The sequence below is a fragment of the Streptomyces sp. NPDC003248 genome, from assembly GCF_055563235.1.
The window spans coordinates 910240-936670 of the sequence record NZ_JBVHDT010000001.1 but is presented as its reverse complement, the minus strand read 5'-3'; the positions used below and the strand labels follow the sequence as shown (position 1 = coordinate 936670).

General features: G+C 70.8%; 17 protein-coding genes. 3 read left to right on the top strand and 14 right to left on the bottom strand.

All coding sequences use genetic code 11. The features are described from left to right. Window positions 1-96: 96 nt before the first annotated feature. From pulA to ACZ3KJ_RS03930, 5 genes are all read right to left on the bottom strand, one after another. The gene (gene pulA / locus ACZ3KJ_RS03950; RefSeq protein ID WP_467524345.1) at window positions 97-5538 is read right to left on the bottom strand and encodes a pullulanase-type alpha-1,6-glucosidase; all 5442 of its coding nucleotides are present in this window, start codon (window positions 5536-5538) and stop codon (window positions 97-99) included. Between the two features lie 226 nt (window positions 5539-5764). Then, window positions 5765-7459: a glycoside hydrolase family 13 protein gene (locus ACZ3KJ_RS03945; protein WP_467524806.1), complete on the bottom strand. Its 1695-nt coding sequence runs from the start codon at window positions 7457-7459 to the stop codon at window positions 5765-5767. 151 nt (window positions 7460-7610) lie between these two features. Beyond that, window positions 7611-8519, bottom strand: a complete 909-nt coding sequence (locus ACZ3KJ_RS03940; protein ID WP_467524344.1) for a sugar ABC transporter permease — start codon at window positions 8517-8519, stop codon at window positions 7611-7613. A gap of 13 nt (window positions 8520-8532) precedes the next feature. After that, a complete protein-coding gene (locus tag ACZ3KJ_RS03935; protein WP_467524342.1) occupies window positions 8533-9534 on the bottom strand; it encodes a carbohydrate ABC transporter permease in 1002 nt (333 codons plus the stop codon). A 114-nt stretch (window positions 9535-9648) separates the two neighbouring features. Then, the gene (locus tag ACZ3KJ_RS03930; protein WP_467524341.1) at window positions 9649-10920 is read right to left on the bottom strand and encodes an extracellular solute-binding protein; all 1272 of its coding nucleotides are present in this window, start codon (window positions 10918-10920) and stop codon (window positions 9649-9651) included. Window positions 10921-11315: 395 nt separating this feature from the next. Between ACZ3KJ_RS03930 and ACZ3KJ_RS03925 the strand changes: the two genes are divergently transcribed. Together ACZ3KJ_RS03925 and ACZ3KJ_RS03920 are read left to right on the top strand one after the other, a co-directional pair. Beyond that, window positions 11316-12350: a LacI family DNA-binding transcriptional regulator gene (locus tag ACZ3KJ_RS03925; RefSeq protein ID WP_467524339.1), complete on the top strand. Its 1035-nt coding sequence runs from the start codon at window positions 11316-11318 to the stop codon at window positions 12348-12350. 173 nt (window positions 12351-12523) lie between these two features. Further along, entirely contained in the window at window positions 12524-13387 is an 864-nt protein-coding gene (locus tag ACZ3KJ_RS03920) for a phosphatase PAP2 family protein (protein WP_467524337.1), read from the top strand. A gap of 172 nt (window positions 13388-13559) precedes the next feature. On the opposite strand, the gene ACZ3KJ_RS03915 is transcribed toward ACZ3KJ_RS03920, so the two are convergent. Then, window positions 13560-16556, bottom strand: a complete 2997-nt coding sequence (locus ACZ3KJ_RS03915; RefSeq protein WP_467524336.1) for a bifunctional [glutamine synthetase] adenylyltransferase/[glutamine synthetase]-adenylyl-L-tyrosine phosphorylase — start codon at window positions 16554-16556, stop codon at window positions 13560-13562. Window positions 16557-16954: 398 nt separating this feature from the next. On the opposite strand from ACZ3KJ_RS03915, the gene ACZ3KJ_RS03910 reads away from it, so the two are divergent. Next, window positions 16955-18283, top strand: coding sequence for a hypothetical protein (locus tag ACZ3KJ_RS03910; RefSeq protein ID WP_467524335.1), 1329 nt, complete (start codon window positions 16955-16957; stop codon window positions 18281-18283). Here ACZ3KJ_RS03910 and ACZ3KJ_RS03905 read toward each other — a convergent pair. From ACZ3KJ_RS03905 to ACZ3KJ_RS03870, 8 genes are all read right to left on the bottom strand, one after another. Continuing rightward, window positions 18267-20135: an asparagine synthase-related protein gene (locus ACZ3KJ_RS03905; RefSeq protein ID WP_467524334.1), complete on the bottom strand. Its 1869-nt coding sequence runs from the start codon at window positions 20133-20135 to the stop codon at window positions 18267-18269. The genes ACZ3KJ_RS03910 and ACZ3KJ_RS03905 overlap by 17 nt on opposite strands. A 1-nt stretch (window position 20136) precedes the next feature. After that, window positions 20137-20760 (bottom strand): lasso peptide biosynthesis B2 protein, encoded by a 624-nt coding sequence (locus tag ACZ3KJ_RS03900; RefSeq protein WP_467524332.1) that lies wholly within the window; start codon window positions 20758-20760, stop codon window positions 20137-20139. A gap of 431 nt (window positions 20761-21191) precedes the next feature. Then, on the bottom strand, window positions 21192-22034 hold the full coding sequence (locus ACZ3KJ_RS03895) for an NAD(P)H-binding protein (RefSeq protein WP_467524331.1): 843 nt from the start codon (window positions 22032-22034) through the stop codon (window positions 21192-21194). Window positions 22035-22152: 118 nt separating this feature from the next. Beyond that, on the bottom strand, window positions 22153-22707 hold the full coding sequence (idi, locus tag ACZ3KJ_RS03890; RefSeq protein ID WP_467524330.1) for an isopentenyl-diphosphate Delta-isomerase: 555 nt from the start codon (window positions 22705-22707) through the stop codon (window positions 22153-22155). A gap of 57 nt (window positions 22708-22764) precedes the next feature. Then, window positions 22765-23679: an aromatic prenyltransferase gene (locus ACZ3KJ_RS03885; protein ID WP_467524328.1), complete on the bottom strand. Its 915-nt coding sequence runs from the start codon at window positions 23677-23679 to the stop codon at window positions 22765-22767. Beyond that, on the bottom strand, window positions 23676-24236 hold the full coding sequence (locus ACZ3KJ_RS03880) for a cupin domain-containing protein (protein WP_467524327.1): 561 nt from the start codon (window positions 24234-24236) through the stop codon (window positions 23676-23678). The genes ACZ3KJ_RS03885 and ACZ3KJ_RS03880 overlap by 4 nt, the downstream gene beginning before the upstream one ends. Before the next feature lie 12 nt (window positions 24237-24248). Next, window positions 24249-25292 (bottom strand): type III polyketide synthase, encoded by a 1044-nt coding sequence (locus ACZ3KJ_RS03875; RefSeq protein WP_467524325.1) that lies wholly within the window; start codon window positions 25290-25292, stop codon window positions 24249-24251. 287 nt (window positions 25293-25579) lie between these two features. Further along, window positions 25580-26377: a helix-turn-helix transcriptional regulator gene (locus ACZ3KJ_RS03870; RefSeq protein WP_467524323.1), complete on the bottom strand. Its 798-nt coding sequence runs from the start codon at window positions 26375-26377 to the stop codon at window positions 25580-25582. Between the last annotated feature and the right edge of the window lie 54 nt (window positions 26378-26431).

Sequence of the window (26431 nt, the reverse complement as noted above, 5' to 3'; positions counted from 1 at the left end):
AGTCGCAGCGCGGGCGCCGTGGCGTGGCCCGGTGGGGCCGGACGCACCGGTGGAGCGGACCGGGTGACGGGTCTGCTCCACCGGGGGCCGTGCGGGTCAGGCGGTGCGGGTGAACACCGCGACGGTCCGTGCCGGAACGGCGAAGGTGCCGGACTCCGTCGCGTACGTCGCCTTCTTGACGGTGGCGTCGGCGCCGGCCGCCTGGACCGGGTGCAGGCGGTAGCCCGTCCCGGCGAGCGCGGCGACCCGCTGCTCCTGCGCGTCGGGCGTCGCGTTGAACACGACGACCAGGTCACCGAGTTCCATGGTGATCACGCCGGGCGTCTCGTCCTTGCCGGACAGCGGGAAGGCGAGCGCCGACTGCACCTGCGCCGCCGTGTCGAGGGAGAACGCCTTCTCCGTCGTACGGATCTTCAGCAGGTCCTGGTAGGCGGCCGAGGCGCCCTGGATCTGCGGGCAGCCCACCGCCTTGATCCCGGTCAGCAGCGGCTGGGCGTACGGCCACTTGGCGGCGTTGTCGGCGGCCGGCGGCAGTCCGCGCCCGAAGCCGTTGCCGTCGGCGCAGTTCCAGTGGATCGCGTTGAACCAGTCGCCGCTCTCGAAGGAGTTGCGGTCCAGGGACTTGGAGCGCAGCAGGTCGGTGCCGGCCTGGGAGAGCGCCGGGCCCTGGGAGAGGGTGGCCGTGGCCATGGCGAGGACCTGCATGCGGGCCCGGTCGGCGGCGCTCGTCGACGACGGCAGCTTGTAGGCGAGGGCGTCGAAGAGCGACTCGTTGTCGTGCGCGTCGGCGTAGGCGAGGGCGTCGCCGGGTGCGTCCGCGTATCCGGCGGGGGCGCCGTTGTAGTCGACCTCGGCGCCGGTGACCTGCTCGCCGCTGGTGTCGGTGAAGGTGTACGCCTTGAGGTTGCCGGAGAGACCGACCTTGATCAGGTCCTGGTAGTGCAGCAGGCGGGCCTTCTGCTCGGCCTCGGTGCCGTTGTTCTCCGATCCGTTGGGGTCGGTGTACAGCCCCGAGGCGAAGCCCTGCACGCCGGGGTCCTCGTCGAAGGGGCCGCCGCCGCGCACCGCGTCGCGGGCCCGGTCGGAGAAGGTGGCGATCCCGGTGCCGGCCATGTTCTTCTGCGTGGCCTGCACGAAGCGGGCGTCGTCGGCGACCTCGCCGAAGTTCCAGCCCTCGCCGTAGAGGATGATCTTCTTGCCGTCGACGCCGTCCTTCGCCAGGGTCAGGGCGTCGAGCGCCTCGCGCACGGCGAGGATGTTGGCCTTCGGGTGGTGGCCCATGAGGTCGAAGCGGAAACCGTCGACCTTGTACTCCTTGGCCCAGGTGACGACCGAGTCGACGACGAGCTTGCCCATCATGGCGTTCTCGGTGGCGGTGTTGGCGCAGCAGGTGCTGTTGGCGACCGAGCCGTCGGCGAGGAGCCGGTGGTAGTAGCCCGGCACGACCTTGTCGAGGACGCTGGTGTCCGCCTGTCCGGAGGTGGTGGTGTGGTTGTAGACGACGTCCATGACGACCCTGAGGCCGTCCTCGTTGAGCGCCTTGACCATCTCGCGGAACTCGACCGTGCGGGCGGTGCCGTCGGGGTCGGTGGCGTAGGAGCCCTCGGGGACGGTGAAGTGGTACGGGTCGTAACCCCAGTTGTAGGCGTCCTTCGCGGCCGTCTTCGCCACGCACGCCTGCTGCTGGTCGGAGTCGGCCGGGTAGGAGGCGAGGTCGCAGTCGACGGTCGCCTGGTCGGCCTTCTTCTCGGGGATGGTGGCGATGTCGAAGACGGGCAGCAGGTGCACGTAGGACGTGCCCGACGCGGCGAGCTCGCGCAGGTGCTCGGAGCCGTCGCTGTCCTTGTCGGTGAAGGCCAGGTAGGTGCCGGGGTGGTCCGCCGTGCCGTCCGCCACGGAGAAGTCCCGGACGTGCAGCTCCTGGATCTGGGCGTCCTTCAGCGGTACGGCCGCGGGCTTCTCGAGTGACGTCCAGCCGCTCGGGGCGAGGGAGGCGTCGTCCAGGTCGACGACCAGGCTGCGCTCGGAGTCGGCGGTGAGGGCGACCGAGTACGGGTCGGTGACCTCGTTGGTGACGATCTTCCGGACGCTGGGCGCCCAGACCTTCACCACGTACCGGTAGGGCTTGCCCTTCCAGGACTTCGGGCCGGTGACGGACCAGACGCCGGTGGTGTCGTCGCGCTGCATCCGGACGGTGGTGCCGTCCAGGTCCAGGGAGACGCTCTGCGCGGTCGGCGCCCAGACCGCCAGGGTCGGGCGGCCGTCGCGGAAGGCCGGGCCGAGGGCCGCCTTCGTGGCGCCGGCGTAGAGGTCGTCCAGGACGGCGGCGGTCTGCACGCCCGTCGCCGCGAGGACGGCGCCGTTCGCGGCCCGCTGGGTGGCGACGACCTGGCCGCGCAGCGCCTCGCGCACCCGGTCGCGGTCGCGCGGGTCGACGGACCAGGCGGTGTAGTCCTTCAGGTGCGGGAACTTCTCCTTCTGGGCGTCGGTGAGGGTGGTCTTCGTCAGCCGGAGCCAGCGCTCGTCGTCGCTGGTCAGCGTCCCGTCGCTCACCTCGATCGAGCCGCTGCGGGAGGACAGCAGCTGGGTGGAGACGGCCGCCTCGGAGCCGTTCCAGGCGACCGTGTCCCGGTCGATCCAGACGGCCTTGGAGGTGGTGAGGTCCAGGGCCGCCGCGGAGCCCGCGGGCTGCGGCAGCAGGTGCTCGGCCTCCCCGCTCATCAGCCACACCTCGTGGCCGTCGGCCGTGAGGTCGAGCGACCGGTCGGTGGGCAGGTCCTTCTCGTCGCCCCGGTGGACGATGTAGCTGAGACTGGTGGCACCCTCGGTGAGCGGTACCTCGAAGACCGCGCCATACGTGTCAGTCTTCACCGGCTCCAGGGGTTTCGACCACTCGGTGGGGTTCGCGGCGCCGGTCCACACGTGCAGGCCCCAGCCGTCGTAGTCCCCGTCGGCGCGGTGGTAGTGCAGGACCGCCTTGGTGGTGTCCTGCGCCGGGTACTCGGGCCGTTCGGTCAGGACCTCCGCCTCGCCCTGTCTGATCCAGACCTCGCCGGTCCGGGTGACGTCGATGGTGCGGTCGGCGGAGACGTCCTTGTCGCCGTCCTCGTCGATCACCAGGAAGTTCACGCCGGACGCGCCGGGCTTCAGCTTGACGTAGGCGAAGGCGCCGTAGGCGTCGCGGCCGGTGAAGGGGTGGCTGTCGGGCCAGGTGGTCGACTCGCCGTCGGCGAGGTCGCCCCAGGCGTACAGGCCCCAGTCGTCGTAGTCGCCGTCGGTGCGCCGGTAGTGGACGATCGCGTAGTCGCGGGAGGTGGCGGTGGGGACCTCCGCGGCGGGCGGGGTGCCGGTGGTGCTCGCGGCCGTCGCGCTCGCGGTCCGCCCGGCCGAGTCGATCACGACGGCCTTGTAGCGCAGGGCGGTGCCGGCCGGTACGTCCTCGCCGACGGTGTGGGTGACCTTGTAGGGGGCGTGGTCCGCGGAGCCGAGCGTCTGCCAGGCGCCGTCGCCGGTCTGGGCGGCGAAGACGACCCGGTTGAGCTGTCCCCCTCCCCCATTCTCGGCTTCGCTCGAACGGGAGGTGCCCCCAACGTCGGCGGTCAGCTCGACGGTCCCGGTGGCGCCGGCGGCGGGGGCGGTGAGGGTGACGGACGGCTTCGCGGGGGGCGCGGGGAGCCGGCCGGCCGCCTTGAGGACGATCGCCGAGCCGGCCGGGACGGTGACGGTGACCTTCTTGCCGGCGTCGCTCTTCACCGAGCCGGTGGTCCCGTAGATGCCGCGGAAGGTCATGTTCGCCGAGCCGGTCGCGAAGGTCGCCGTCTTCGCCTCGTCGGCGTTGTTGAAGGCGACGACGTACTCGGTCCTCGTCGTCGGGTCCGTGCGGGAGAAGGCGTAGACGCCGGCGCCGTCGGCCGCGTACCGCTCGGTCTGGACGCCGTCGGTCAGGGCCGGGTTGGCCTTGCGGAGCTTGGCGAGGGCGCTGATCTGCCGGTAGAGCGGCGCGCTGGTGTCGTAGGCGTCGGTGGCGTGGGTCGCGTCGGTGCCGATCCGGTCGTCGTCGAGGTAGTCGGCGGCGCGGGAGGCGAACAGGGGCGCGCGGGCGTCCTTGTCGCCGCCGGAGCCGGTGAAGCCCTGCTCGTCGCCGGAGTAGACGACCGGGTTGCCGCGGCTGAGGAACATCAGTTCGTTGGCGAGTTCGTCCTTGGCGAGCAGCTCGGCGTCGGTGGCGTCCGGGTTGTCCTGGTTCAGGAAGTACCCGAAGCGGCCCATGTCGTGGTTGCCGAGGAAGGTGACCTGCTCGTAGGCGTTGGCCTTGTCGGTCGTGTACGTGTAGTCGTCGCCGAAGACCGCCGCGAGCTTCTGGGCGCTGCCTCCTTGCGAGGCGTAGGCGCGGGCGGCGTCCTGGAAGGGGAAGTCGAGGGTGGCGTCCAGGCGTCCTTCGGTGACGTACGAGGAGGTGACGGCGGTGTCGGCGGAGTAGACCTCGCCGAACATGAAGAAGTCGTCGCGGCCCTGTTGCGCGGCGTAGGCGTCCAGGGCCGTCGCCCACTGGGTCCAGAACTCCATGTCGACGTGTTTCACGGTGTCGATCCGGAAGCCGTCGATGTCGAAGTCCCTCACCCACCGCCGGTAGATCTTCTCCATGCCCTCGACGACCTCGGGGCGCTCGGTCCACAGGTCGTCGAGGCCGGTGAAGTCCCCGTAGGTGGTCGACTCGCCGGCCCAGGTGGAGTCGCCGCGGTTGTGGTACATCGTCGGGTCGTTGAGCCAGGACGGGACCTTGGCGTCCTTCTTGTCCGCGGCGACGGTCGGGGTGTAGGCGAAGGAGTCGGCGTCGGTGGCGGGGAAGTCCTTCGCGGCGGCGTAGTCGGCGTCGTCGAAGGGCTCACCGTCCTCGGTCAGGTACGGGAAGGCGCCCTTGGACAGGTAGCCGTAGGACTTCTCCTCGTAGTCGACGACGTCGGCGGTGTGGTTGGTGATGACGTCGAAGTAGACCTTCATGCCCTTGGCGTGCGCCTTGGAGATGAGGGTCTCCAGGTCCTTGTTGGTGCCGAAGTGCGGGTCGACCTGGGTGAAGTCGGTGATCCAGTAGCCGTGGTAACCGGCCGAGGCGTTGGCGCCCGTGCCCTGGACGGCCTGGTTCTTGAAGATCGGCGCCATCCACAGCGCGGTGGTGCCGAGCCCCTTGATGTAGTCGAGGCGCTCGGTCAGGCCCTTGAGGTCGCCGCCCTGGTAGAAGCCCTTGTCGGTGGGGTCGTAGCCGGTCGTCAGGCGGGACCCGGTCAGCCCTCCCCGGTCGTTGGCGGTGTCGCCGTTGGCGAAGCGGTCCGGGAGGACGAAGTAGAACTGCTCCCGGGTGGCGTCGTGCCGGGCGGGCTCGGCGGCCAGCTCCGCGTCCGACGGGGGCTCGGGCGGGGTGTCCGCCCGGGCGGCGAGCGGTTGCACGAGGGCGGCGGCGAGGGCGGCGACGGTGACGGCCGCGACCCTTCCGGCGTGGGCGGTACGGCGCGTGCGCGGCGCCGGCCATCTCGGTATCACAGGCGGGAACTCCTTGCGACTACGGCTCAGGTGGGTCCGACCCCTGCGCCGCGGCACTGCCTGGTCGGCTTCGTCGCCGGGCGCCCGCGCGACCGTATCGCCGACGAAACGCTTACAGCAAGAGTCCTGCAAGTAACGGAAAGGATTTTCAGCGACCGCTCCGGGCACGGCGGACGGCCCGCCTCCTGGAGGGGAGGCGGGCCGTCCGGGGCCGGATGAGGGGCCGTCAGCCGGCGGCGAACCACACGGTGGTGTCCGCCGGGACCTTCGCCTCGCCGTCCGCCTCCGCCGGCTCACCGCTGGCGAGCAGGACGCGGCCGTACGCCGGAACCGTCACCGACTCGCCGGTGGTGTTCGCGACGCACACGAACTCCCCGCGCCGGAAGGCCAGGACGCCCTCGGGGGCGCGCAGCCACTCCACCGCGTCGCCGGCGCCGAGGTCCGCCCGCTCCCGGCGGATCGTCAGCGCCGAGCGGTACAGCTCCAGCGTCGAGCCCGCCACGCCGTCCTGCGCCTCGACGCTGAGCTCGCCCCAGTTCTCCGGCTGCGGCAGCCAGCTGCCCCCGCCGCCGAAGCCGTACGACGAGCCCGTGCGCGTCCACGGGATCGGCACCCGGCAGCCGTCGCGGAAGCCGTCCTGGCCCTCGCCGCGGAAGTACGCCGGGTCCTGGCGCACCTCGTCCGGGAGGTCGACGACGTCCGGGAGCCCCAGCTCCTCGCCCTGGTAGACGTAGGCCGAACCGGGCAGCGCCAGCATCAGCAGGGTGGCCGCCCGCGCCCGGCGCAGGCCCAGCGCGCGGTCGCCGGCGGTGCGGATCTGCGTGCCGAGGCCGGGCGGGTTGGCGAAGCGGGTGGCGTGCCGGGTGACGTCGTGGTTGGACAGGACCCAGGTGGCGGGGGCGCCGACGGGGCGCATCGCCTCCAGCGTGCGGTCGATGACCTCGCGCAGTTCCTCGGCGTTCCACGCGGAGCCCAGGTACTGGAAGTTGAAGGCCTGGTGCAGCTCGTCGGGGCGCACGTAGAGGGCGGTGCGCTCCACGGTCGGGGTCCACGCCTCGGCGACGAAGATCCGCTCACCGGCGTACTCGTCGAGGACCCGGCGCCACTGCCGGTAGACGTCGTGAACGCCGTCCTGGTCGAAGAACGGCATGACATCGTTGCCCAGCAGCGTCAGCTGGTCGTGGGAGCCGAGGTCCGGCAGGCCCTCCGCCTTCACCAGGCCGTGCGCCACGTCGATGCGGAAGCCGTCGACGCCCATGTCGAGCCAGAACCGCAGGATGGAGCGGAACTCGTCGCCGACGGCCGGGTGCTCCCAGTTGAAGTCGGGCTGCTCGGGGGCGAAGAGGTGCAGGTACCACTCGCCCGGGGTGCCGTCGGGCTCGGTGACCCGGGTCCAGGCGGGGCCGCCGAAGATGGACTCCCAGTCGTTGGGCGGCAGTTCGCCGTCCTCGCCCTTGCCGGGGCGGAAGTGGTACCGCTCCCGCAGGGGCGAGCCGGGGCCGTCCGCGAGGGCCCGCTTGAACCACTCGTGCTGGTCGGAGGAGTGGTTGGGCACCAGGTCGACGATGATCCGCAGGCCCAGTCCGTGGGCGTCGCGGATGAGCGCGTCGGCGTCGAGGAGGTTGCCGAACATGGGGTCGACGGCCCGGTAGTCGGCCACGTCGTAGCCGGCGTCGGCCTGCGGGGAGGCGTAGAAGGGGCTGAGCCACACGGCGTCCACGCCGAGGCCGCGCAGGTACGGGAGGCGGGAGCGTACGCCTTCCAGGTCGCCCATGCCGTCGCCGTTGCTGTCGGCGAAGCTGCGCGGGTAGACCTGGTAGATCACCGCGTCCCGCCACCAGTCGCGGCGCTGGGCGACGGTGGCGAGGGCCGTGTCGGGCCGGGAGGCGGGGGCCGGGGCGGCGGAGTGCTGCTGGCTCATGGCGTCCTTGTACGTGAAGGGGGGTGCGGTCATGGGGTCAGGGGTACGGCGGCGCGGGTGACGCGGCGGCCGCGGTGCCGGCGGGGTCGGAAGGACACCGCGGCCGCCACCCGCGCGCGTGCGCGCGGGGGTCTCGTGCGCCTCGGGGCGCTCAGCCCTTGGTGCCGCCCGCGGTCAGGCCGGTCACCAGGTTCTTCTGCACGAGGTAGAAGAACGCGGAGACGGGTATCGCGATCAGCACCGCGGTGGCGGCCATGAGGTTGCGCTGCGCGTCGTGCTCGCTGACGAAGCTCTGGAGGCCGACGGCGAGCGTGTACTTCTGGTCGTCCAGCAGGAACGTCGTGGCGAAGGCGACCTCGCCGAAGGCGGTGATGAAGCTGTAGAACGCGGCGACCGCGAGGCCCGGCTTGGCGAGCGGCAGGATCAGCCGCGCGAAGGTGCCGAACGGGGTCAGGCCGTCGACGCGTCCGGCCTCGTCGATCTCGAACGGGATGGTGTCGAAGTAGCCCTTGAGCAGCCAGGCGCAGTAGGGCACCGCGGTCGAGCAGTAGACGAGGATCAGGCCGAGGTAGGTGTCGATGAGCTGGAGCTCGGACAGGATCTGGTACATCGGCACGATCAGCACGGCGATCGGGAACATCTGGGTGACCAGCAGCACCCACATGAACTTGCGGTAGCCGGGAAAGCGCATGCGGGACACGGCGTATCCGGTCGTGGCGGCGATCAGCACGCCGATGACCGTGGTGCCCAGCGAGACGATCAGTGAACTCTTGAGCCAGTCGAAGAAGTTCGTGTGCTGGAGGACGAACGCGTAGTTGTCGAAGGTCATCTTCGACCAGATGCGTCCGGGGTGGAGGTAGTCGTCCTTGTCCGGGCCGAGGGAGAGGAAGACGAGCCAGACGATCGGGAAGAGCGCGACGAGGCAGGCGACGGTCAGGACGCCGTGGGAGGCGAGGGCGGCGAGGGGCCGGCGCCGTCCGCGTCCGCGGGGGGTGCGGGGGGCGTCCGCGGAACCGCGTCCGGTCACGTCGGCGGAGGTCTCGACGGTGGTGGTGCTCATGGGGACTCCTGCCTCAGATCGCGAGCTGCTGCTCGTTGCGGTTCAGCCAGCGGCGGTAGAACGAGGTGAAGACGATCAGGATGGCCAGCAGCAGGATGCCGTAGGCGGCCGACTGAGCGAAGTCACGCGGCTGCTGTCCGAAGCCGAGGTAGTACGCCCAGGTGACGAGGATCTGGGCCTCGGGGGCGGTGCCGCCGAACAGCAGGAAGATCACGGCGAACTGGTTGAAGGTCCAGATGATGCCGAGCAGGACGACGGTGGAGCTGACGGACCTCAGCCCCGGCAGGGTGACGTAGCGGAACCGCTGCCAGGCGTTGGCGCCGTCCATCTCCGCGGCCTCGTAGAGGGAGGCGTCGATGGACTGGAGGCCGCCGAGCAGGGAGACCATCATGAACGGCACACCGCACCAGGTGTTCACCATGATCGCGGCGAACCGCTGCCAGAAGGTGTCCTCCAGCCACAGCGGCGTCGGCAGGTGCAGCGCGTCCAGGGCGGCGTTGATGACGCCGCCGTCGGCGAGCATGAACCGCCAGCCGAAGACGGTGACGAAGGTGGGCACGGCCCAGGGCAGGACCAGGACCAGCCGGTAGAAGGTGCGGCCGCGCAGCTTCTGGTTGAGCAGCAGCGCGAGGCCCAGGCCGAGGCCGTAGTGCAGGCCGACGCAGGCCGCCGTCCACACGATGGTCCAGATGAAGTGCGACCAGAAGCGGTCGTAGGCCGTCTCGCCCCACAGGATGTCGGCGTAGTTGTCGAGGCCGATGAACTTGTAGGTGGCCTCGATCTCGTTGACGCCGATGGTGCGGGCCGTGTTGAGGCTGTTGGCGTCGGTGAGGGTGAGGTAGAGGCCGTATCCCAGGGGGTACAGCACGAGGACGCCGAGGACGACGACCACGGGTGTGATCATCGCGTAGGCGTACCAGTGCTTGCGGTAGGAGTGCTTCAGGCGCCGGCCCAGCCCGGGCCGCGGCGCGTCACCGCGGCGCTTGCCGGTCGCGCGGTCGATGGCGACTGTCATGGTTCGACACCTTCTGGAGGAGCTGAGGATCGGAGGGCGGGGCCGGGCGGGCACAGGCGGGTGGCCGCCGGATCACTCCCCCGAGGACAGGGTGATCCGGCGGCCACCCGGGACTCACTTGCTGAAGTCCGGGACCAGCTTGGCGATGGCGGTCTCGGCGTTGCTCAGGCCCTCGTCCAGGGACTCCTTGCCACCGGCGATCTCGGGCAGCTCGTCGTCCAGCGGGCTCCACAGGGAGCTGTACTCGGGCAGCGCCGGGCGCGGCTGGGCGGCGGACAGCACGGTCTGGTAGCCCGCGATGCCCGGGTCGGCCTTGACCTCGGCGGTGTAGGCGTCGTCACGCGTCGGCAGGGTGGAGTTCTTCTGCGCGATGGTCGCCTGGGTCGTCGCGGAGGTCATGAAGTTGACGAACTTCAGCGCGGCCTTCTGGTGGGCCTCGTCGGAGCCGGCGTAGACCGACAGGTTGTGGCCGCCGGTCGGGGCGCCCGCCTTTCCGGTGGAACCGGCCGGGACGGTGGCGATGCCGAGGTTGGTCTTGTCGGTGAACGCCGAGCCCTTGTAGAAGTTCGTGATCTCCCAGGGGCCCTGGATGATCGCGGCGACCTTGCCGTTGACGAAGGCGTCCTGGATGTGGGCGTAGGCGTCGGCGGTGGTGTCCGCCTTGTGCAGGCCCTTGCCGTCGAACAGGCTCAGCCAGGTGCCGTACGCCTTCTTCGCCGCCGCCGAGTTGACGGTGATCTTCTTGGCGTCGGCGTCGACGGTGTCGGTGCCCTCGCCGTGCAGGAAGGACTGGGCGTAGTAGGCCTGGGTGGAGCCCCAGTAGCCGTCGACGCCGGTCTTGTCCTTGATCGTGGCGGCGGCCTTCTTCAGGTCGTCCCAGGTCTTCGGCGCCTCGGTGATGCCGGCCTTGGCGAACAGCGCCTTGTTGTAGACGAGCGCGAGGGTGTCGGTGACGAACGGCACGCCGTACGTCTTGCCCTCGTACTGGGCCTGCTCGATCAGGTTGGACTTGAACTTGTCCTGCTCGGCGAGCGCCTCGGTGCCGTCCAGCGGCAGGAAGTAGCCCTTCTTGGCGAAGGCGGGGGTCCAGCCGACCTCGGAGCGCAGCACGTCCGGCGCGCCCTTGGACCCGGCGGCGGTGTCGAACTTGTTCTGCGCCTGGTCGAAGGTGACGTTGACGTACTTGACCTTGATGTCCTTGTTGGCGGCCTCGAACTCCTTGACCAGGGCCTGGTACGTCGGCGCCTCGTTGGTGGCGTTGGAGGTGTCCCACCAGGTGATGGTGACCGGGCCGTCGGCCGAGTCGCCGCTGTCGCTTCCGCCGCAGGCCGTCGCCGCGAGGGCGAGGGACGCCACCAGCGCGGTGGCCGCTATGCCACGCCGCATGAGTTCTCCTTGGGGGTGAAAGCCCGTCTAGCTACAGGGGGCGGTCCCGTCCACCGTCCCTGTCGACTTGCCGACTGCGCCATTGCGGCGGCCGCCGGGCGACGTGAACGTAACAGCCATGTAAGCGGCGCGAAAGACCTTGCAGAAAAAAAGTGCAAGAGATCTCCGAAGTTATCCGGGCGTGACCTGATGACAACCGCCATGAGACCGTTGTTGCCATGGCCGAGGGCCCGCGCCCCAAGGAGCACGGCGCTTGTGCAAGACTCTGCAAACTCTTGCCACCGATTTCACGAGGGAGTGCGATGACGCAGCAGCCCCGGGCGGGCCGCACCGCAGGCCGTCCAAGGCGTCCGATTGGTGTGCAAGGTGACACCTGGCCGGTACAGTCCACACCTGTGACCACACGGCTTGCCGACATCGCTGCGCAGGCGGGGGTGAGCGAAGCGACCGTCAGCCGCGTCCTCAACGGGAAGCCCGGCGTCGCCGCCACCACCCGCCAGTCCGTCCTCGCCGCCCTCGACGTACTGGGCTACGAGCGCCCGGTCCGCCTGCGGCAGCGCAGCGCGGGTCTGGTCGGCCTGATCACGCCCGAGCTGGAGAACCCGATATTCCCGGCCCTGGCACAGGTCATCGGACAGGCGCTGACCCGCCAGGGCTACACCCCGGTCCTCGCCACCCAGACCCCCGGCGGGTCCACGGAGGACGAGCTGACCGAGATGCTGGTCGACCGCGGGGTCGCCGGCATCATCTACGTCTCCGGCCTGCACGCCGACACCACGGCCGACATGCAGCGCTACGAGCAGCTGCGCGCCCAGGGCGTGCCCTTCGTCCTGGTGGACGGCTTCTCCCCGAAGGTCCAGGCGCCCTTCATCTCCCCCGACGACCGGGCGGCGATGACCCTCGCGGTCACCCACCTCGCCTCCCTGGGGCACACCCGGATCGGCCTGGCCCTCGGCCCGAAGCGCTTCGTGCCGGTCCAGCGCAAGATCGAGGGTTTCGTCCGCGCGATGCAGGAGCAGCTCCGCCTGAGCCCCGAGACGATCGAGTCGGACCTCGTCCAGCACTCCCTCTACACCTTGGAGGGCGGTCAGGCGGCGGCGACGGCCCTGATCGAGCGCGACTGCACGGCGGTGGTCTGCGCGAGCGACATGATGGCCCTCGGCGCGATACGGGCGGCGCGGCAGCGCGGGCTGGCGGTCCCGCAGGACATCTCGGTCGTCGGCTTCGACGACTCACCGCTGATCGCCTTCACCGACCCGCCGCTGACCACGATCCGCAAGCCGGTCCCGGCGATGGGCCAGGCGGCGGTCCGCACCCTCCTGGAGGAGATCGGCGGCACCCCGGCCCCGCACAGCGAGTTCGTCTTCATGCCGGAACTCGTCGTCCGCGGCTCGACGGCCTCGGCGCCCGGGGAGCGCCATCGCGGGTAGGGCAGGCCACCGTCCGCGGGGGTGTGAGCGCCATCGTCCGTACGGCGGGGACGGGCCGTCGCGGGCACTGTCCGCGCGGTGTCCCGTAGGGGTCCCCCCGGCGGAGAACATGCGGGTCGGAGGGGACCAGAGGATGATCGGGGAAGAAGGCTTTTCTGGCAGACTCTGTGTCCATGGGTGATTCGACCGTGACGTCACTGGAAGGCCGGGAAGAGGCCCTTCCACACACCGTCACGGCCTCGGCCCCTCCCGGTCCGCTCCGGCGTCTGCGGACCCCCGGCCGCCCCCGCCTCTGGTTCGAGATCCTGCTGATCGCGGTCAGTTACTGGACGTACTCGCTGATCCGCAACGCCGTCCCGGACCAGAGACACGAGGCACTGCGCAACGCCGACTGGATCTGGAAGGCCGAGCGCACTCTGGGCATCGCGGTGGAGCAGTCGGTCAACCACGCCGTGAACTCGGTGACTTGGCTGGTCGTCGGCATGAACTACTACTACGCCACCCTGCACTTCGTCGTCACGCTCGGCGTCCTGGTGTGGCTCTACCGCTTCCACCCCGGCCGGTACGCGGCCACCCGCCTGGTCCTCTTCGCCACCACGGGGGTGGCGCTCGTCGGGTACTACCTCTACCCCCTGGCGCCGCCCCGCCTGATGAACGGCGCCGGCTTCGTCGACACGGTCGTGGTCCACCAGACCTGGGGGTCGATGGCCTCGGGCGACCTGAAGAACATGTCGAACCAGTACGCCGCGATGCCGTCCATGCACATCGGCTGGTCCCTGTGGTGCGGGCTGACGATCTTCGCGCTGGCCGCCCTCCCCTGGGTACGGGTCCTCGGCCTGCTCTACCCGGCGGCCACCCTGGTGGTCATCGTCGCCACGGCCAACCACTTCTGGCTGGACGCGGTGGGCGGCGTCCTCTGCCTCGCCTTCGGCTACACGGTGGCGGGCCTCTGGTACGGAGCGCTGCCGCACACCCTGCCGAGGAGGGCGCCGGGGCGGGGAGGGTTGCGGGGGGCGCGGCCGTCCGCGGAGGCGTAGGGGCCGGTGGCGAAGGCGTAGGGGCCGGTGGCGAAGGCGTAGGGGCCGGTGGCGAAGGCGTAGGGGCCGGTGGCGGAGGCGTAGGGGCCGGTGGCGGCACGGGGCACGTCGGGCGTCGGGGCGTCGGGCGTCGGGCGTCGGGGCGTCCGCTACCCCCGTAGAACGTTGTCCGCTACCCCCCGTAGAACAGGGTGTCGACGACCGCCCGCGCCCGCCGGGCGCTGCGCCGGTAGTCGTCCAGCATGTCCCCCACGTGCCCGGGCCCGTACCCGAGGTACCGCCCCACGGCGGCCGCCTCCCGCGCGTCGGACGGGAACGTGTCGCCCGCCCGGCCCCGGACCAGCATCACCGCGTTGCGCACCCGCGTGGCCAGCACCCAGGCCTCGTCGAGGATGACGGCGTCCTCCGGCGTCAGCAGTCCGGCCTCCCGGGCCGCGGCGAGGGCGGCCCGGGTCCGGGTGGTCCGCAGCCCCGCCACCTCCGCCCCGTGCCGCAGTTGCAGCAACTGCACGGTCCACTCCACGTCGGACAGGCCCCCGGGCCCCAGCTTGGTGTGCAGCTTCGGGTCGGCGCCCCGGGGCAGCCGCTCCGACTCCATCCGCGCCTTCAGGCGCCGGATCTCCCGCACCGCGTCCGCTCCCAGTCCCGCCTCCGGGTACCGCAGGGGGTCGATCAGACGGACGAACCGCCGGCCCAGTTCCTCGTCCCCGGCGACGGGCTCGGCCCGCAGCAGCGCCTGCGACTCCCACACCAGCGACCACCGCCGGTAGTACGCCTCGTACGACTTCAGTGTCCGCACCAGCGGCCCCGACTTCCCCTCGGGCCGCAGATCCGCGTCGACCAGGAGCGGCGGATCGGCGCTGGGCACCTGGAGCAGCCGCCGTACCTCCGCCACCACCGCGTTCGCCGCGCGGGCGGCCTCCTGCTCGTCGACGCCGTCCCGCGGCTCGTGTACGAACAGCACGTCCGCGTCGGAGCCGTAGCCCAGTTCGTGGCCGCCGAAGCGGCCCATGCCGATGATGGCGAACCGGGTGGGCAGCGTGTCCCCCCACCCCTCCCGCACCACCGCCCGCAGGGTGCCGGCGAGCGTCGCGGCCGTCAGGTCCGACACGGCCCCGCCGACGAGGTCGACGAGCGCGCCCTGGTCGGCCTCGGCGGGCTGCGCCTCCGTGCCGTACGACCCGACGATGTCCGCGGCGGCCGTACGGAACAGCTCCCGCCGCCGCACCCCGCGCGCGGCGGTGACCGCCTGGACCGCGCCCTCCGCGCGCCCGACCGCGGCGAGGATCTCCTGCTCCAGCGGGGTCCGCCCGCGCGGCTCCAGGCCGCCCCCGTCGCCGTCCCCGAGCAGGGCGACCGCCTCGGGCGCGCGCATCAGCAGGTCGGGGGCGAGCCGCCCGGCGGACAGGACCCGTGCGAGGTTCTCCGCCGCCGCCCCCTCGTCCCGGAGGAGCCGCAGGTACCAGGGCGTCTTCCCCAGCGCGTCGGAGACCTTGCGGAAGTTGAGCAGCCCGGCGTCCGGGTCGGCGGAGTCCGCGAACCATCCCAGCAGCACCGGCAGCAGCGTCCGCTGGATGGCCGCCTTCCGGGTGACCCCGGAGGCGAGCGCCTCCAGGTGCCGCAGCGCCGCCGCGGGATCGGCGTACCCGAGCGCCACCAGCCGCTCCCGGGCCGCCTCGCTGCTCAGCCGTGCCTCGCCGGACGGGAGCTGGGCGACCGCGTCGAGCAGCGGGCGGTAGAACAGCTTCTCGTGCAGCCGCCGCACCACGGCGGCGTGCCGCTTCCACTCCCGGTTCAGCTCGCCCACGGGATCGGCCCGCAGCCCGAGCGACCGGCCGAGCCGCCGCTGGTCCTCCTCGCCCTCCGGGACGAGGTGGGTCCGCCGCAGCCGGTACAGCTGGATGCGGTGCTCCATCGACCGCAGGAACCGGTAGGCGGCGTCGAGCTGCACGGCGTCGGCCCGCCCCACGTAGCCCCCGGCGGCCAGCGCCCCCAGCGCGTCCAGCGTCGTACCGCTGCGCAGGGAGGCGTCGGCCCGCCCGTGCACCAGTTGCAGCAGCTGCACGGCGAACTCGACGTCCCGCAGCCCGCCCGGCCCGAGCTTCAGCTCGCGCTCCACCTCGGCGGCGGGGATGTTCTCGACGACCCGCCGGCGCATCTTCTGCACGTCGGTGACGAAGTTCTCCCGCTCGGCGGCCTGCCAGACGAGCGGTTCGACGGCGGCGACGTACGCCTCCCCCAGCGCGAGGTCACCGGCGACCGGCCGGGCCTTCAGCAGGGCCTGGAACTCCCAGGTCTTGGCCCACCGCTGGTAGTAGGCCAGATGGCTGCTCAGGGTCCGCACCAGCGGCCCGTTGCGCCCCTCGGGCCGCAGGTTGGCGTCGACGGGCCAGATGGAACCCTCGACGGTGGTCTCCGAGCAGATCCGCATCATGTGCGAGGCGAGCTTGGTGGCCGCCCGCAGGGCCTTGCCCTCGTCGGCCCCCTCGACGGGCTCCGCGACGAAGATGACGTCGACGTCGGAGACGTAGTTGAGCTCGTGCCCCCCGCACTTGCCCATCGCGACGACGGCGAGCCGGCACAGCGCGGCGTCCGCGGGCGCCGCGGCGGCCGCGAGCCCCACCGCGGCCCGCAGCGTGGCCGTGGCGAGGTCCGCGAGTTCGGCCGCGGCCTCGGCGACGTCGGTGGTCCCGCAGACGTCGCGCGCCGCGATGGCCAGCAGACACCGCCGGTAGGCCACCCGCAGCGACACGGGGTCGTCGGCCTCGGCGAGCCCCCGCTCGAACTCCTCCACCCCGGGATGCAGGTCGCGCGGCTCGTACATGACCAGCGCCTCCCAGTCCCGCGGATGCCGGGCCAGGTGGTCGGCGAGCGCGGCGGACGCCCCGAGCACCCCGAGCAGCCGGTCCCGCAGCGGCTTGGCCGCTATGACCGTGTCGAGGAGTCCGCGGCGCGCGGTGGCGCCCGGCTGCGCCTCCAGCAGCCGCACCAGCCCCCGCAGGGCGAGATCGGGATCGGCGGTCCGGCCCAGGGCCTCCAGCAGCACGGGGTCGCTGCGGACCGGGGCGAGCTCGGTACTGTCCAGGAGCCGCTCGGCGGCGGAGGCATCGGTGAATCCGTGCCGCAGCAGGCGTGTGAAGGTACTGCTCCTGCGCCCCGGCCCCGTCATCCCGGCCTCCTCGACTCCTCGACTCCGATCAAGGTCGTACGGTCCCGAGCGTAGCCGGAGCGGGTGGGGGGAGCGCCGGGCCGGGGGCCGTGGGGTGCCGCCGGGGGCGATGAGTTCACGCCGGGGTCCGGCCGGTCAGCCCCTGGGCGGAGGGTGCCAGGGGGCGGCACTGACCACCTCCCCCCACCCCGTCCCTGCCCCGCCACGACGCGTGCGGCCGGTACGGGACGGCCCCCACGACGCCCGGCCGTTCCGCCGGACGCGGTGGCGGTCCGGCCGAGATGTGCCAGGGTCGCTGGGCCGTCCGGAGGCATCCGGATGGTGATCCGGTGGACCACCACGGACGATGGTGCGCAGTGCCCTCGTGAATGTCCCCGTGACGGTCGAAGGAGACAGCCGTGAGCCCTGACGGCGGTGATCAGGTGCGGACGTTACGCAAAAACGGCGTCGGCTCACGCCTGCGGGTGCCACGGATCCCGAAGAGCCCCAGAGGATCGGTAGTGGTCATGATGGGGATCCTCGTGGTCCTCGTCCCGTCGGCGGTCCTGCTGGGCTGGTTCGGCTTCGGGAACGTGATGTCGGCCCTGACCTACCCGGGTCGCATCACCGGTGCCATCCTCGTCGCCTTCGCGCTCACCACGGCGCTGGGCGCATGGGCGGTGGTGGACCACTGGTACCGCAACAGCTTCGGCCACTCGGGACTGGTCGCGCTGATCGGCACGGTCGCGGCGTTCCTCGCCAATCTGATGCTCCTGCACGAAGCGTACGAAGGCGATTCCACGGGCTACCTGGTGTTGTGGTGGCTGCTCACGCTGGGTTCCCTGTGGGCTGTCATCGCGGTGTGGCGGACATCGGTCGTGATTCCCGCTCCCAAGCGGGTGGCCGCGGCAGTGATCGTCTCGACGGTCATCGCGCTGGCCAATTGGAGCTACCAGCACCTCTACCAGCCCGACCAGCGCGGGGCCAAGCCTCTCGTCAAGATGACGGTGGGGAAGCCCACGCTGAATCAGAGCCGCAGGGCGTTCTCCGTACCGGTCGACATCAGGCTCGAGAACCACAGCGACGTGGGCTTCTACGTGCTCGGCGCAGAGTTCCACACCATGGGGGAACGGGTGCCGCTGAGCGAGAGGGGACGGCTCCGCGCGCAGTGGCGTGCCGATGCCGAGCAGTGGAGCAGATCCCAGTTCCAAGAGACACACCCGCTAGCCCGTTGGGAGATCCACCAGCCTGGCGAGCTGGTGTCGGCGCACCCATGGACGTTCGCCGGAAACTACATCGAGGCGGGCGACGAACTCGACACCCGAACGGTCGTGCAACTACCCATCACCACGCCTTACGACCAGCTGGCGTTCTACGCCAGCGTCAGTCTGGCGCGCAAGGACCGGCTCGATCTTGAGCAGGTCGCCCTGAAGGGGAACTCCTGGTCCGGCGGCACGATCCCCCGTTGGATCCGTGTTCAGAAGGACGTCGACTTCGTCATGCACGGCGGCAGGGTGCACGAGAACAACACGATCGACAGTCACGTGATGGACCCCCGTTACCTCACCGTCTACTGGATATTCGGCCCGCATGGCGCAGCCGTACGCACGACCATCGTGCGCAAGGGCGAGGAGAACCGCGAACTCAGCGGAGCGCAAAGGCGTAGGCTGGTGAACCGGTACGGCATCGTAGAAGCCCGAACGGGACCGTTCGAACTGTCGCTGTGGGACATCAAGGCCCAGCAATGACCGGCACGGCCCTACCCCGCCCGCGCGGCCGGCGCCCCCACCTCTCCAGCCACGCCACCAGGGCCAGCGAGCTGTTCATACGGTCCCACGAGTAGGCGTCGCCGATGCCGAACTGCGCCTCCCGCACGGCCCGGCACAGCGTCTCGACGTCGAACATCTCCGCGACCAGCGGGTGGCGGGCGGACCGGCAGAGGTCGATGAGTTCCTCGCCGTGGGTCCGTAGGCCGCGGGCGTAGACCTCGTTGAAGGGGATCTTGACCGACCGGTCGCGGACGCCGGGCGGGAGCAGGTCGGCCATGGCCTCGCGCAGTAGGGCCTTGGGGCGGCCCGGACGGAACGTGGCCTCGGCGGGGAGGCGGCGCATCGTGGCGACGACCTCCGGGTCGAGGAAGGGGTGCGAGAGGAAGAATCCGTACCGCGGTGCCTGGTGCCAGGACAGCGGGTCGGGAGCGGCGAGGTAGTTGGCCGCGTCGTAGAGGGACTGTTCGGGATCGTGCCCGAACACGAAACCGCTCTCCGCGGCGCCGGCCTCGCGGTAGCCGTGAGCCCGCGCGAACCCGGGGCGCAGCCACGGGGGGCGGGCGAAGTTGCCCAGGCCGCCGAGCACCGTTCCGCGACGGCGGAGGAGCGCCGTGACCCGTTCGGCCGCCCGGGGCAGGGCCGGCTGCACGACGTACGCGGAGACGACGTCCCGCACGCCGCGCTCGCCGCTCGCGGCCCAGGCACGTGCCTGCCTCGTCAACTGCCGCAGCCGTCCGGCGCGGGCCAGCCCGTGCAGGTGGAAGGGGTTGGCGTCCACGATCGGATCGGCTCCGCAACCGGTCAGGAGCGTGTCGCAGCCCAGGTCCGCCGCGGCGGCGTGCAGCCTGCTCCAGAAGGGGGCGCGGAAGGCGTGCGCACAGGGCTCGTCCGGGTCACCCGCGTGGTGCCGGAAGTCGTCGAAGTCGGCCACGTCGTCGACGTCGACGACGACGGGGCGCGCCCGGGGCGCGTGCCGGCGGATCTCCTCCATCGCCTCGTCGAGGTACGGCTGCTCCCCGGACAGTTCTCCCCGGCGGAAGCGCCCGGCCAGCAGGACGAGCTCCCCGGAGCGGCCCGGTGCCGCGGCCGGGGCGCGCGCCGCGAGCAACGCGACGCTGGTGGAGTCGGTGCCGCCGGAGACGTGACATGCCGTCACCTCGCCCGTGCGGCGCCCGACGGCGTTCTCCAGAGCGCGGCGCAGATCCATCGCGGCTCCGTACGCCGGGCGCCCGTCCGACGGGCATGCGCCCGACGGGCATCCGTCCGACCGGTGCCCGTCCGTCGTCGTCGGCGGCGGCGGGTCGTCGGCCGGCGGGACGCGTCGCTGCTCCCGGCCGCGCAGCAGCCCCGTGACCGAGAGTTCCACCACCTCACCGCCGAGCACACGGTGCACCCGGGCGAACGGGGTGAGGCGTACGTGCGGTTGGGCCATGTTGCCGGTCAAGTACCGGCAGAAATAGCGGCGTTCCGGCTCTTCCAGGCCGCCCAGGTGGCCCGCCGAGGTGCTCACCCCGCTCACGCGGCCACCGGACTCCCGGTAGAACAGGGGGATCCGTGCCTGCTCGTCGCGCATCAGCAGGACGCGGTCGCGGCACACCAGAACCGCCGCGTAGTCGCCGGTCGGCAGTCGCGGTGCGGCTCCCGGCCGGCCGAAGTCGTCGAGGAGGCGGCGGGCGCCCGCCACCCGGTCCCGGTACGAGCCGACCCAGCCGACGACCACCGCGGTACCGGCCCGTGAGGAGACGGTGGTCACCAGTCCCCGCCGCGCCATGTCCCCGGCCGTCCACAGCCGCGGTGTCCCCCCGGCCCACGCGAGGCCGAGTGCCTCCACGTCACTGCCCTCCGCCGTCGATCGAGAGCACCGGCGTGAACGCGTGCCCGCGCGGATCGGCGTCGGGAACGCACAGGCCGGCCGAGGACGTCCAGGCGTGCAGGGCGAACGGGTGCTCGCGCACACCGACGTGCAGCGCGGCCCGCAGACCGCGCCGCCGCAGCAGGACGAACGCCGTCACGGCCTCGGTCTTGCAGTCGTCGTTGACGAACCAGCTTCCGCGGCCGTGCGCTTGCACCGCCCGTTTCAGCCGGGCGACGTCCTCCGCGGAGGGAGGGTCCGCGCGGGCGTAGTCGGGGGCCGCCAGGGACAACAGCCGCAGGACGCGCCCGAATCCGAGGACCCGGATCAGCAGGTGCGTCGCGCGCAGCCAGAGCCCGACCTCGCCGTCCGCGTACTCCTGGGGGCGGGGCGTGGCACACCCGGCGCGGGTGAGTCCGGTGAGGAGTTCCGCGCGTTCCTCGGGTCTTCCCTCGGTGAGCGTGCGGATGTCCGCCGTCGCCATGCCGAGGAAACGCGTCCGCTTCCAGTCCGCGATCAGCGCTCCGCCCGACATACGGGTGACGCGGCAGTGCGGTGACAGAATCCGCGTCAGGGCCACCAGGGGATCGGTGTCGTCCGTCACCGCGCCTCCTCCGGGGCCGGGCCGCCACGGCGCCGCCGCGGCAGCCCGGTTCTCCTTGTGAACGGTGTCAGGCCTGGTAGCCGTATCCGTCGTAGTAGCCGCCGCTGTAGCCCCGGATCAGACGGCCGTTGCCGAGCAGGACGAGCCCGAACGGCATACGACGGCGCAGCAGTCGGAGAAACATGGCCTACCTCCAGAATCAGGCGGCCGTCGGTCAGTTCCAGGCTACTCCGCGCCGGAGTCCCCGCAATCGGACCGCCGTCGCACACATCCGGGGCTGGCCGAGCGCACCGGAGCCGGCCGTACCCGCGTCGTCATCACGCCAGCGCGTGATCTACGACAGCGTGTCGACGGTGCTCACTGCGGCAGCCGCGCGGGAAGCCCGCACTCGTCGCCACCGGCGTCGTCGCCGAGCACTGGCCGGGCGAGCGTCACCGGGCGGCCCGCGAACCCGCGCCGAAGTCCGCGGCATGATGAGTGACCCATTCGGCGTAGGTGTGCGCGGGGCGACCGGTGACCTGCTCGACGGTCGGCAGGACGGGGGCCGGTTCCGTGCGGGCGGCGAGTTGGTCCAGGAGGAAGTCGGCGGCCGGCGGCGGCATACGGTCGACCAGCCGTCGGCGGACCTCGTCCCGGGACACCTCCTCGAAGCGGACCGGGATGCCGAGGGTCTCGCCGATGATGCGGACCCGGTCGATCTGGCTGAGTGCCTGCGGTCCGGTGAGTTCGTAGGTCCTTCCGGGTTCCGGGTGGAGCAGGGCGTGTGCGGCGACCGCGGCGATGTCGCGCTCGTCGACCGAGGGGAACGCGGCGCCGCCGTACGCGCCTCGCACGACTCCCCCGTGTCTGATCTGGTCGGCCCAGCCGAGGTCGTTCGCCATGAAGACGTGAGGCCGGACGAAGGTCCAGTCGATCGCGGAGTCGGCGACGGCCTGTTCGCAGGCGAGGTGCTTCTCACCGATCCAGCCGGGCTCGGCGAAGGTGACGGAATCCGAGGAGAGCAGCACGATGTGTCGCGTACCGGCCTCCTTGGCGGCGGTGAGCACACCGTCCAGGGCGCCGAAGAGGGGGAACAGGAACAGGCGTTCCACGCCTGCCAGGGCGGCGGGCAGGGTTTCGGGGCGGCTGAGGTCTCCGGGGACGACCTCGACACCGTCGGGCAGGCTGCTGGGGGCCGAGGCACGGGTGAGGGCCCGCACCTTCTCTCCCGCGTCGACCAGCTCGCTGACGAGATTGCGGCCGACTGTTCCGGTGGCGCCGGTGACCAGGATCACGAGGCGGTGTCTCCTTGTGCGTGTAGGGGGTGGTGAAGCCCCGGTTCGGAGGGCGACTCGATCCGCTGCCCCGCCGAACCGGAACTTCGGTGCCGACGGTGTCGGCCAGGTCCAACAGTTACCAGTTGCCGGTGCCCACCAGCTTGCGGATGCCCGGCAGCGCCGCGTCCAGCACCGTCGGGAACCACGCCGAGAACGTCGCGTGCTCCCGCAGCCTCGCCAGTTCCCCCCTGGTGACGAACGCGGTCTCCCCGACCTCGTCGGGATCAGGCCGGGGCATCTTCGAGACATCTCCCACGAACAGGTGGTTGTACTCCTGCTCCACCAGCCCGGAGGCCGGGTCGGGGTGGTTGTAGCGCACCGTTCCCGCCTCCTGGAGCAGCACGGGGGCGATCCCCAGTTCCTCGGCGACGCGACGGGACGCCGCCACGAAGGGGGGCTCGCCCGGGTAGGGGTGGCCGCAGCAGGTGTTCGACCACACGCCGGGGGAGTGGTACTTGCTCAGTGACCTGCGCTGGAGCAGCATGCGCCCCTCGGAGTCGAAGAGGAACACCGAGAACGCCCGGTGAAGCCGCCCCGGCGCCTGGTGCGCCGCGATCTTCTCCGCGGTGCCGATCGTGGTGCCCTCCTCGTCCACCAGCTCAAGCATGACGGCGGACGTGCTGGCCGACATAGGCTTCCTTTCCTCGCACCCAGTTCCTCACGCTGCTTCGACGGTCCGTCCCGCTGGTCAAGCGGAGTGCTCGTCCGGCGAGTCCGCCAGGTGCATGGCGTCCACGATCTCGGGCTTCCAGTAGTAGAACGGTTCCAGCTTGTAGTAGATCTCTCGGTCCGAGAGCGTGGTCGCGTAGATGCACTTCCGGTCGCTCCCGGCGAACGAGAACTCACGCGCGAGCCGTGTGATGTTCGGCCCCAGGTCGGTCGGCACGAGACCGGGGTCCGGGACGAGCACGGGGAAGCACACCCGGTCGATCTTCGACGACTCCCAGGAGAACGTGAAGTAGACCGCGAAAGCCTTCGCGCACCGGTCAAGGACGCCGTCGCCCGGATCGGGGATTCCGAGTTCGCCCAGCAGTGCGCGGACCCGTTCCGGCGCGAACGTTCCGGCGGGCAAACCGTCGAAGTAGATGTTGAGCGTGTGGGAGGTGTAGTCGACCGCGAACAGGCTGGCCTCACGCAGCCCGTAGCGTGCCAGCATGTCGAGGTTGTCGGCGACCGCGGGCGGCGCCGAGTCGAGCCGGGAGAACTCGTCGAGCGGCTGGGGCCGGCTGCTCGGGAAGAAGCACCAGATCTTCTGAAAACCGGCCTCTATGGTGAAGTCTCCCCCGGTTCCCTGGATCGGAAGGTGCTCCTTGACGTCCTGGAACAGCCGCTGCGCCGGGTGGTCGCCGCGCTCCACCATCCCTTCGGCCAGGGCGGTTTCCAGCGGGTCCAGGTCACCGGTGTACTTGATGTACCGATAGCCCAGTTGCTTCTCACGACGCTGGCCGGTGGCTATGCGCAGGGCCACTGTGGAGTCGGTGAACGCCGGCCCGAACGCCGCCAACGCCTTGTCGAGTTTCTCGGAGTCCAGGGGCAGGTCAAGGATCTTGGCGGATCGTTCGACGGCGGAGTAGATGTCGCTGATCTCCACGGTGTCGGTCATTTCGCGGTCTCCTCGGCTCGGCGATCAGTGGGACCCGGCTCCCGGGGGTCGAAGCGAAGCGGGGTGAATTGCTTGAGGTCGTAATCGCGGCGCAGGCGCTGGATCGCCTCCGGATCCGGCGTGCCGGGCGCCGCGAATATTTCCGCCAGCTTGTCGAAATAGACCTCGTGCTGGGGCGAGGGGGTGACGGTGAGCAGCATGCGTGCCGGTGTGTCGCCGCGATTGGCGAACGCGTGCGGGCAGCCCTTGGGGACGAACGCGATACTGCCCGCGCCCGCCCGCGTCGGGCGGTCTCCGGTGGGAGACTTCCAGTCCGTCCAGTCCGTCTCGCTGTAGTGCTCCGGTTCGAAGGCGAATATGTCCAGTTCGCCTTCGAGTACGCAGAACAATTCCTCGGAGTCCTGGTGCTGGTGTGCGCCGACATCAAAACCTGGTGGCACGACGACTTCGAACACCGAGGCACTCGAACCGTCCGCGCCCGTCACCTTGAAGGTGATCTCCTGCGCCGGCGTGATCAGCCTCTTCCCCGCGCCCGGACCCACGACAAGGCCGTCCATGTGCGTCCTCCCCTACGCCCAGGTACCCACGGACATTTCCGCGGTGATGCCGGGACCGAAGCCGGCGACCAGTCCCTTGTGGCCGGGGGTCGCGCTCTCTTCCTCGAACATCCGGCGCAGCGCGTCGAGCACGACGGCGCTCGCGATGTTCCCGTATTCGGTCAGCGTCGACCAGCTGTGCCGGAAGGCCGTTCGATCGACGTCGAGGTACTTGGCGAGGTCGTCGAGGATGCGCGGGCCGCCGGCGTGGACGATGTAGAAGTCGAGCCGGCCGGCGTCCCAGCTGTGGTCCTTGGCCAGCTCACGCAGAACCGGCGCGAGCGGCTCCATCGTGCCGGGCACGCGACGGTCCAATTGGAAGTGGAAGCCGGTGTCCTTGACGGCGTAGGAGATCCAGTCCTCGGTGTTCGGGATGAGGTAGGAGGCGTTGCGTTCCAGGCTGATGCCGGTGCCGCCCGTGCCGCGCACGACGGCGGCGGCGACCGCGTCGCCGAACAGGCCGTCGGACAGCAGCGAGCCGATGTCGTCCGCGTCGGGCTGGTAGCATAACGAGCACAGCTCGCAGGAGACGATCAGGACATTGCTGCCCGGGTGGGCCGCGCAGAAGTCGTGGGCACGGTTGATCGCCGCGCCGCCCGCCGCACAGCCGAGTTGGGCGATGGGGATCTGCCGGGTGTCGGGGCGGAAGCCCAGCTTGTTGATCAGCCAGGCCGTCAGGGACGGCATCATGAAGCCGGTGCACGACACGTAGATGATCGCGTCGATGTCGTGGGCCCTTAAATCGGCGTGAACCAGAGCCTGTTCGACGACGCCGGGGGTACGTTTCTTCGATTCGGCCTCGTAGATGCGGTTGCGCTCTTCGAAACCCGGGTGCGTCAGGGTTTCCTCGATGGGTTGGACGAGGTGCCTTTTCCGCACTCCGGTGTTCTGTATGAGTCGGAGTGCGAGTGGCAGCTGGGGCTTTCCTGCGTGCGCTCTTCTGGCGAAATCCAGGGTCTGTTCCATGGTTATTACGTGTTCTGGAACGGCGACGGCAGGACGGCACAGAGTAGCCATTTCTCTCCCCCTTGCATTGCCCCAAGGACAGCATGAGCCGATGTACGGACGCGGGGCTGCTTCGTGAAGGGCAGCAACCGGTGGAACACCCGGCGATGTGCTCGCCGAGGCGGTCGTTGAGGGCGTTCCGCCGATGTGGTCGGTGCGCGCGACATCGGGCGCGGTGACGCACAGCGTGAACGTGGAGTGCGGAGGGCCCCGGCACGGTCGGCCTGCCCCCTCGACCGCCGCCAAGCATTCGACATCGGCGAGCACGTGTCAACGGGGTGGTGATCTACGAGCCGCTCTCAGGGGCATGCGGGGGTGTAGACGACCACATGTAGATCGGGGTGGTCGGCAGGGGCCAGACGGTGGTGCTCGAAGTACTGCCTCCCCTCGATCGGATGGTCGAAGACACGCGTCCGGGAGGCGAAACCCTCGATGCGGTGATCCTGCCAGGCGGCGCGAAACGCCTCACTCGTCTCCAGCAGACGCTGGATGACGGGGGAGCAGGCGAGGTCACCGAGCCGGGGCCCGGCCTCGGCACGGAACTCGGCGAGCAAACGACGGCTCGTCACTTCCCAGTCCGGTAAGAGGTCACGGACGTACGGGTCGGTGAACACCAGCCACAGCAGGTTGCGTTCCTCCGACGCGACGGTGGCCACGTTCGGATACAGGTCGACATAGGCGCAGTTCCAGCCGGTGATCGTCCAGTCGGGGGCGATGGCGTACGCGGGGAACCGGACGAGCGCGTCGAGCAGCCGCTGCACATGGCCGGGCGCGGTGTAGCCCGCCGGTTCGGCGGGCTCGGTGAAGGGTGCGTATCCGGCCAGGGACAGCACATAGACGTGCTCGGCGGGAGTCAGGCGCAGCGTAGAAGCGAGCGCGTCCAGCACATGCCGGGAGGGATGGATGTCGCGGCCCTGCTCCAGCCAGGCGTACCAGGTGGCGCTGACCTGGGAAAGGGTCGCGACCTCCTCGCGGCGCAGTCCGCCGCGACGCCGTGGACCGGCCGGCGGCAGGCCGACCTCCGTCGGATCGAGCCGGGTACGCCGTGCCCGCAGGAAGTCGCCCAGTTCCTTGCGCCGCTCCGCTGCCGTATCCATGCGGGCAGGATAGGTGCTGGTAGTGGGAGTGATAGCAGTCGGGGCGTCTTCGCA

Excerpts from the sequence above, each read along its gene's own strand:
- ACZ3KJ_RS03920 (WP_467524337.1), top strand. The coding sequence starts at position 12,524 with ATGGGTGATTCGACCGTGACGTCACTGGAAGGCCGGGAAGAGGCCCTT.
- ACZ3KJ_RS03870 (WP_467524323.1), bottom strand. The coding sequence starts at position 26,377 with ATGGATACGGCAGCGGAGCGGCGCAAGGAACTGGGCGACTTCCTGCGG.
- ACZ3KJ_RS03915 (WP_467524336.1), bottom strand. The coding sequence starts at position 16,556 with ATGACGGGGCCGGGGCGCAGGAGCAGTACCTTCACACGCCTGCTGCGG.
- ACZ3KJ_RS03880 (WP_467524327.1), bottom strand. The coding sequence starts at position 24,236 with ATGGACGGCCTTGTCGTGGGTCCGGGCGCGGGGAAGAGGCTGATCACG.
- ACZ3KJ_RS03940 (WP_467524344.1), bottom strand. The coding sequence starts at position 8,519 with ATGAGCACCACCACCGTCGAGACCTCCGCCGACGTGACCGGACGCGGT.
- ACZ3KJ_RS03885 (WP_467524328.1), bottom strand. The coding sequence starts at position 23,679 with ATGACCGACACCGTGGAGATCAGCGACATCTACTCCGCCGTCGAACGA.
- ACZ3KJ_RS03935 (WP_467524342.1), bottom strand. The coding sequence starts at position 9,534 with ATGACAGTCGCCATCGACCGCGCGACCGGCAAGCGCCGCGGTGACGCG.
- idi (WP_467524330.1), bottom strand. The coding sequence starts at position 22,707 with ATGTCGGCCAGCACGTCCGCCGTCATGCTTGAGCTGGTGGACGAGGAG.
- ACZ3KJ_RS03945 (WP_467524806.1), bottom strand. The coding sequence starts at position 7,459 with ATGAGCCAGCAGCACTCCGCCGCCCCGGCCCCCGCCTCCCGGCCCGAC.
- ACZ3KJ_RS03875 (WP_467524325.1), bottom strand. The coding sequence starts at position 25,292 with ATGGCTACTCTGTGCCGTCCTGCCGTCGCCGTTCCAGAACACGTAATA.
- ACZ3KJ_RS03930 (WP_467524341.1), bottom strand. The coding sequence starts at position 10,920 with ATGCGGCGTGGCATAGCGGCCACCGCGCTGGTGGCGTCCCTCGCCCTC.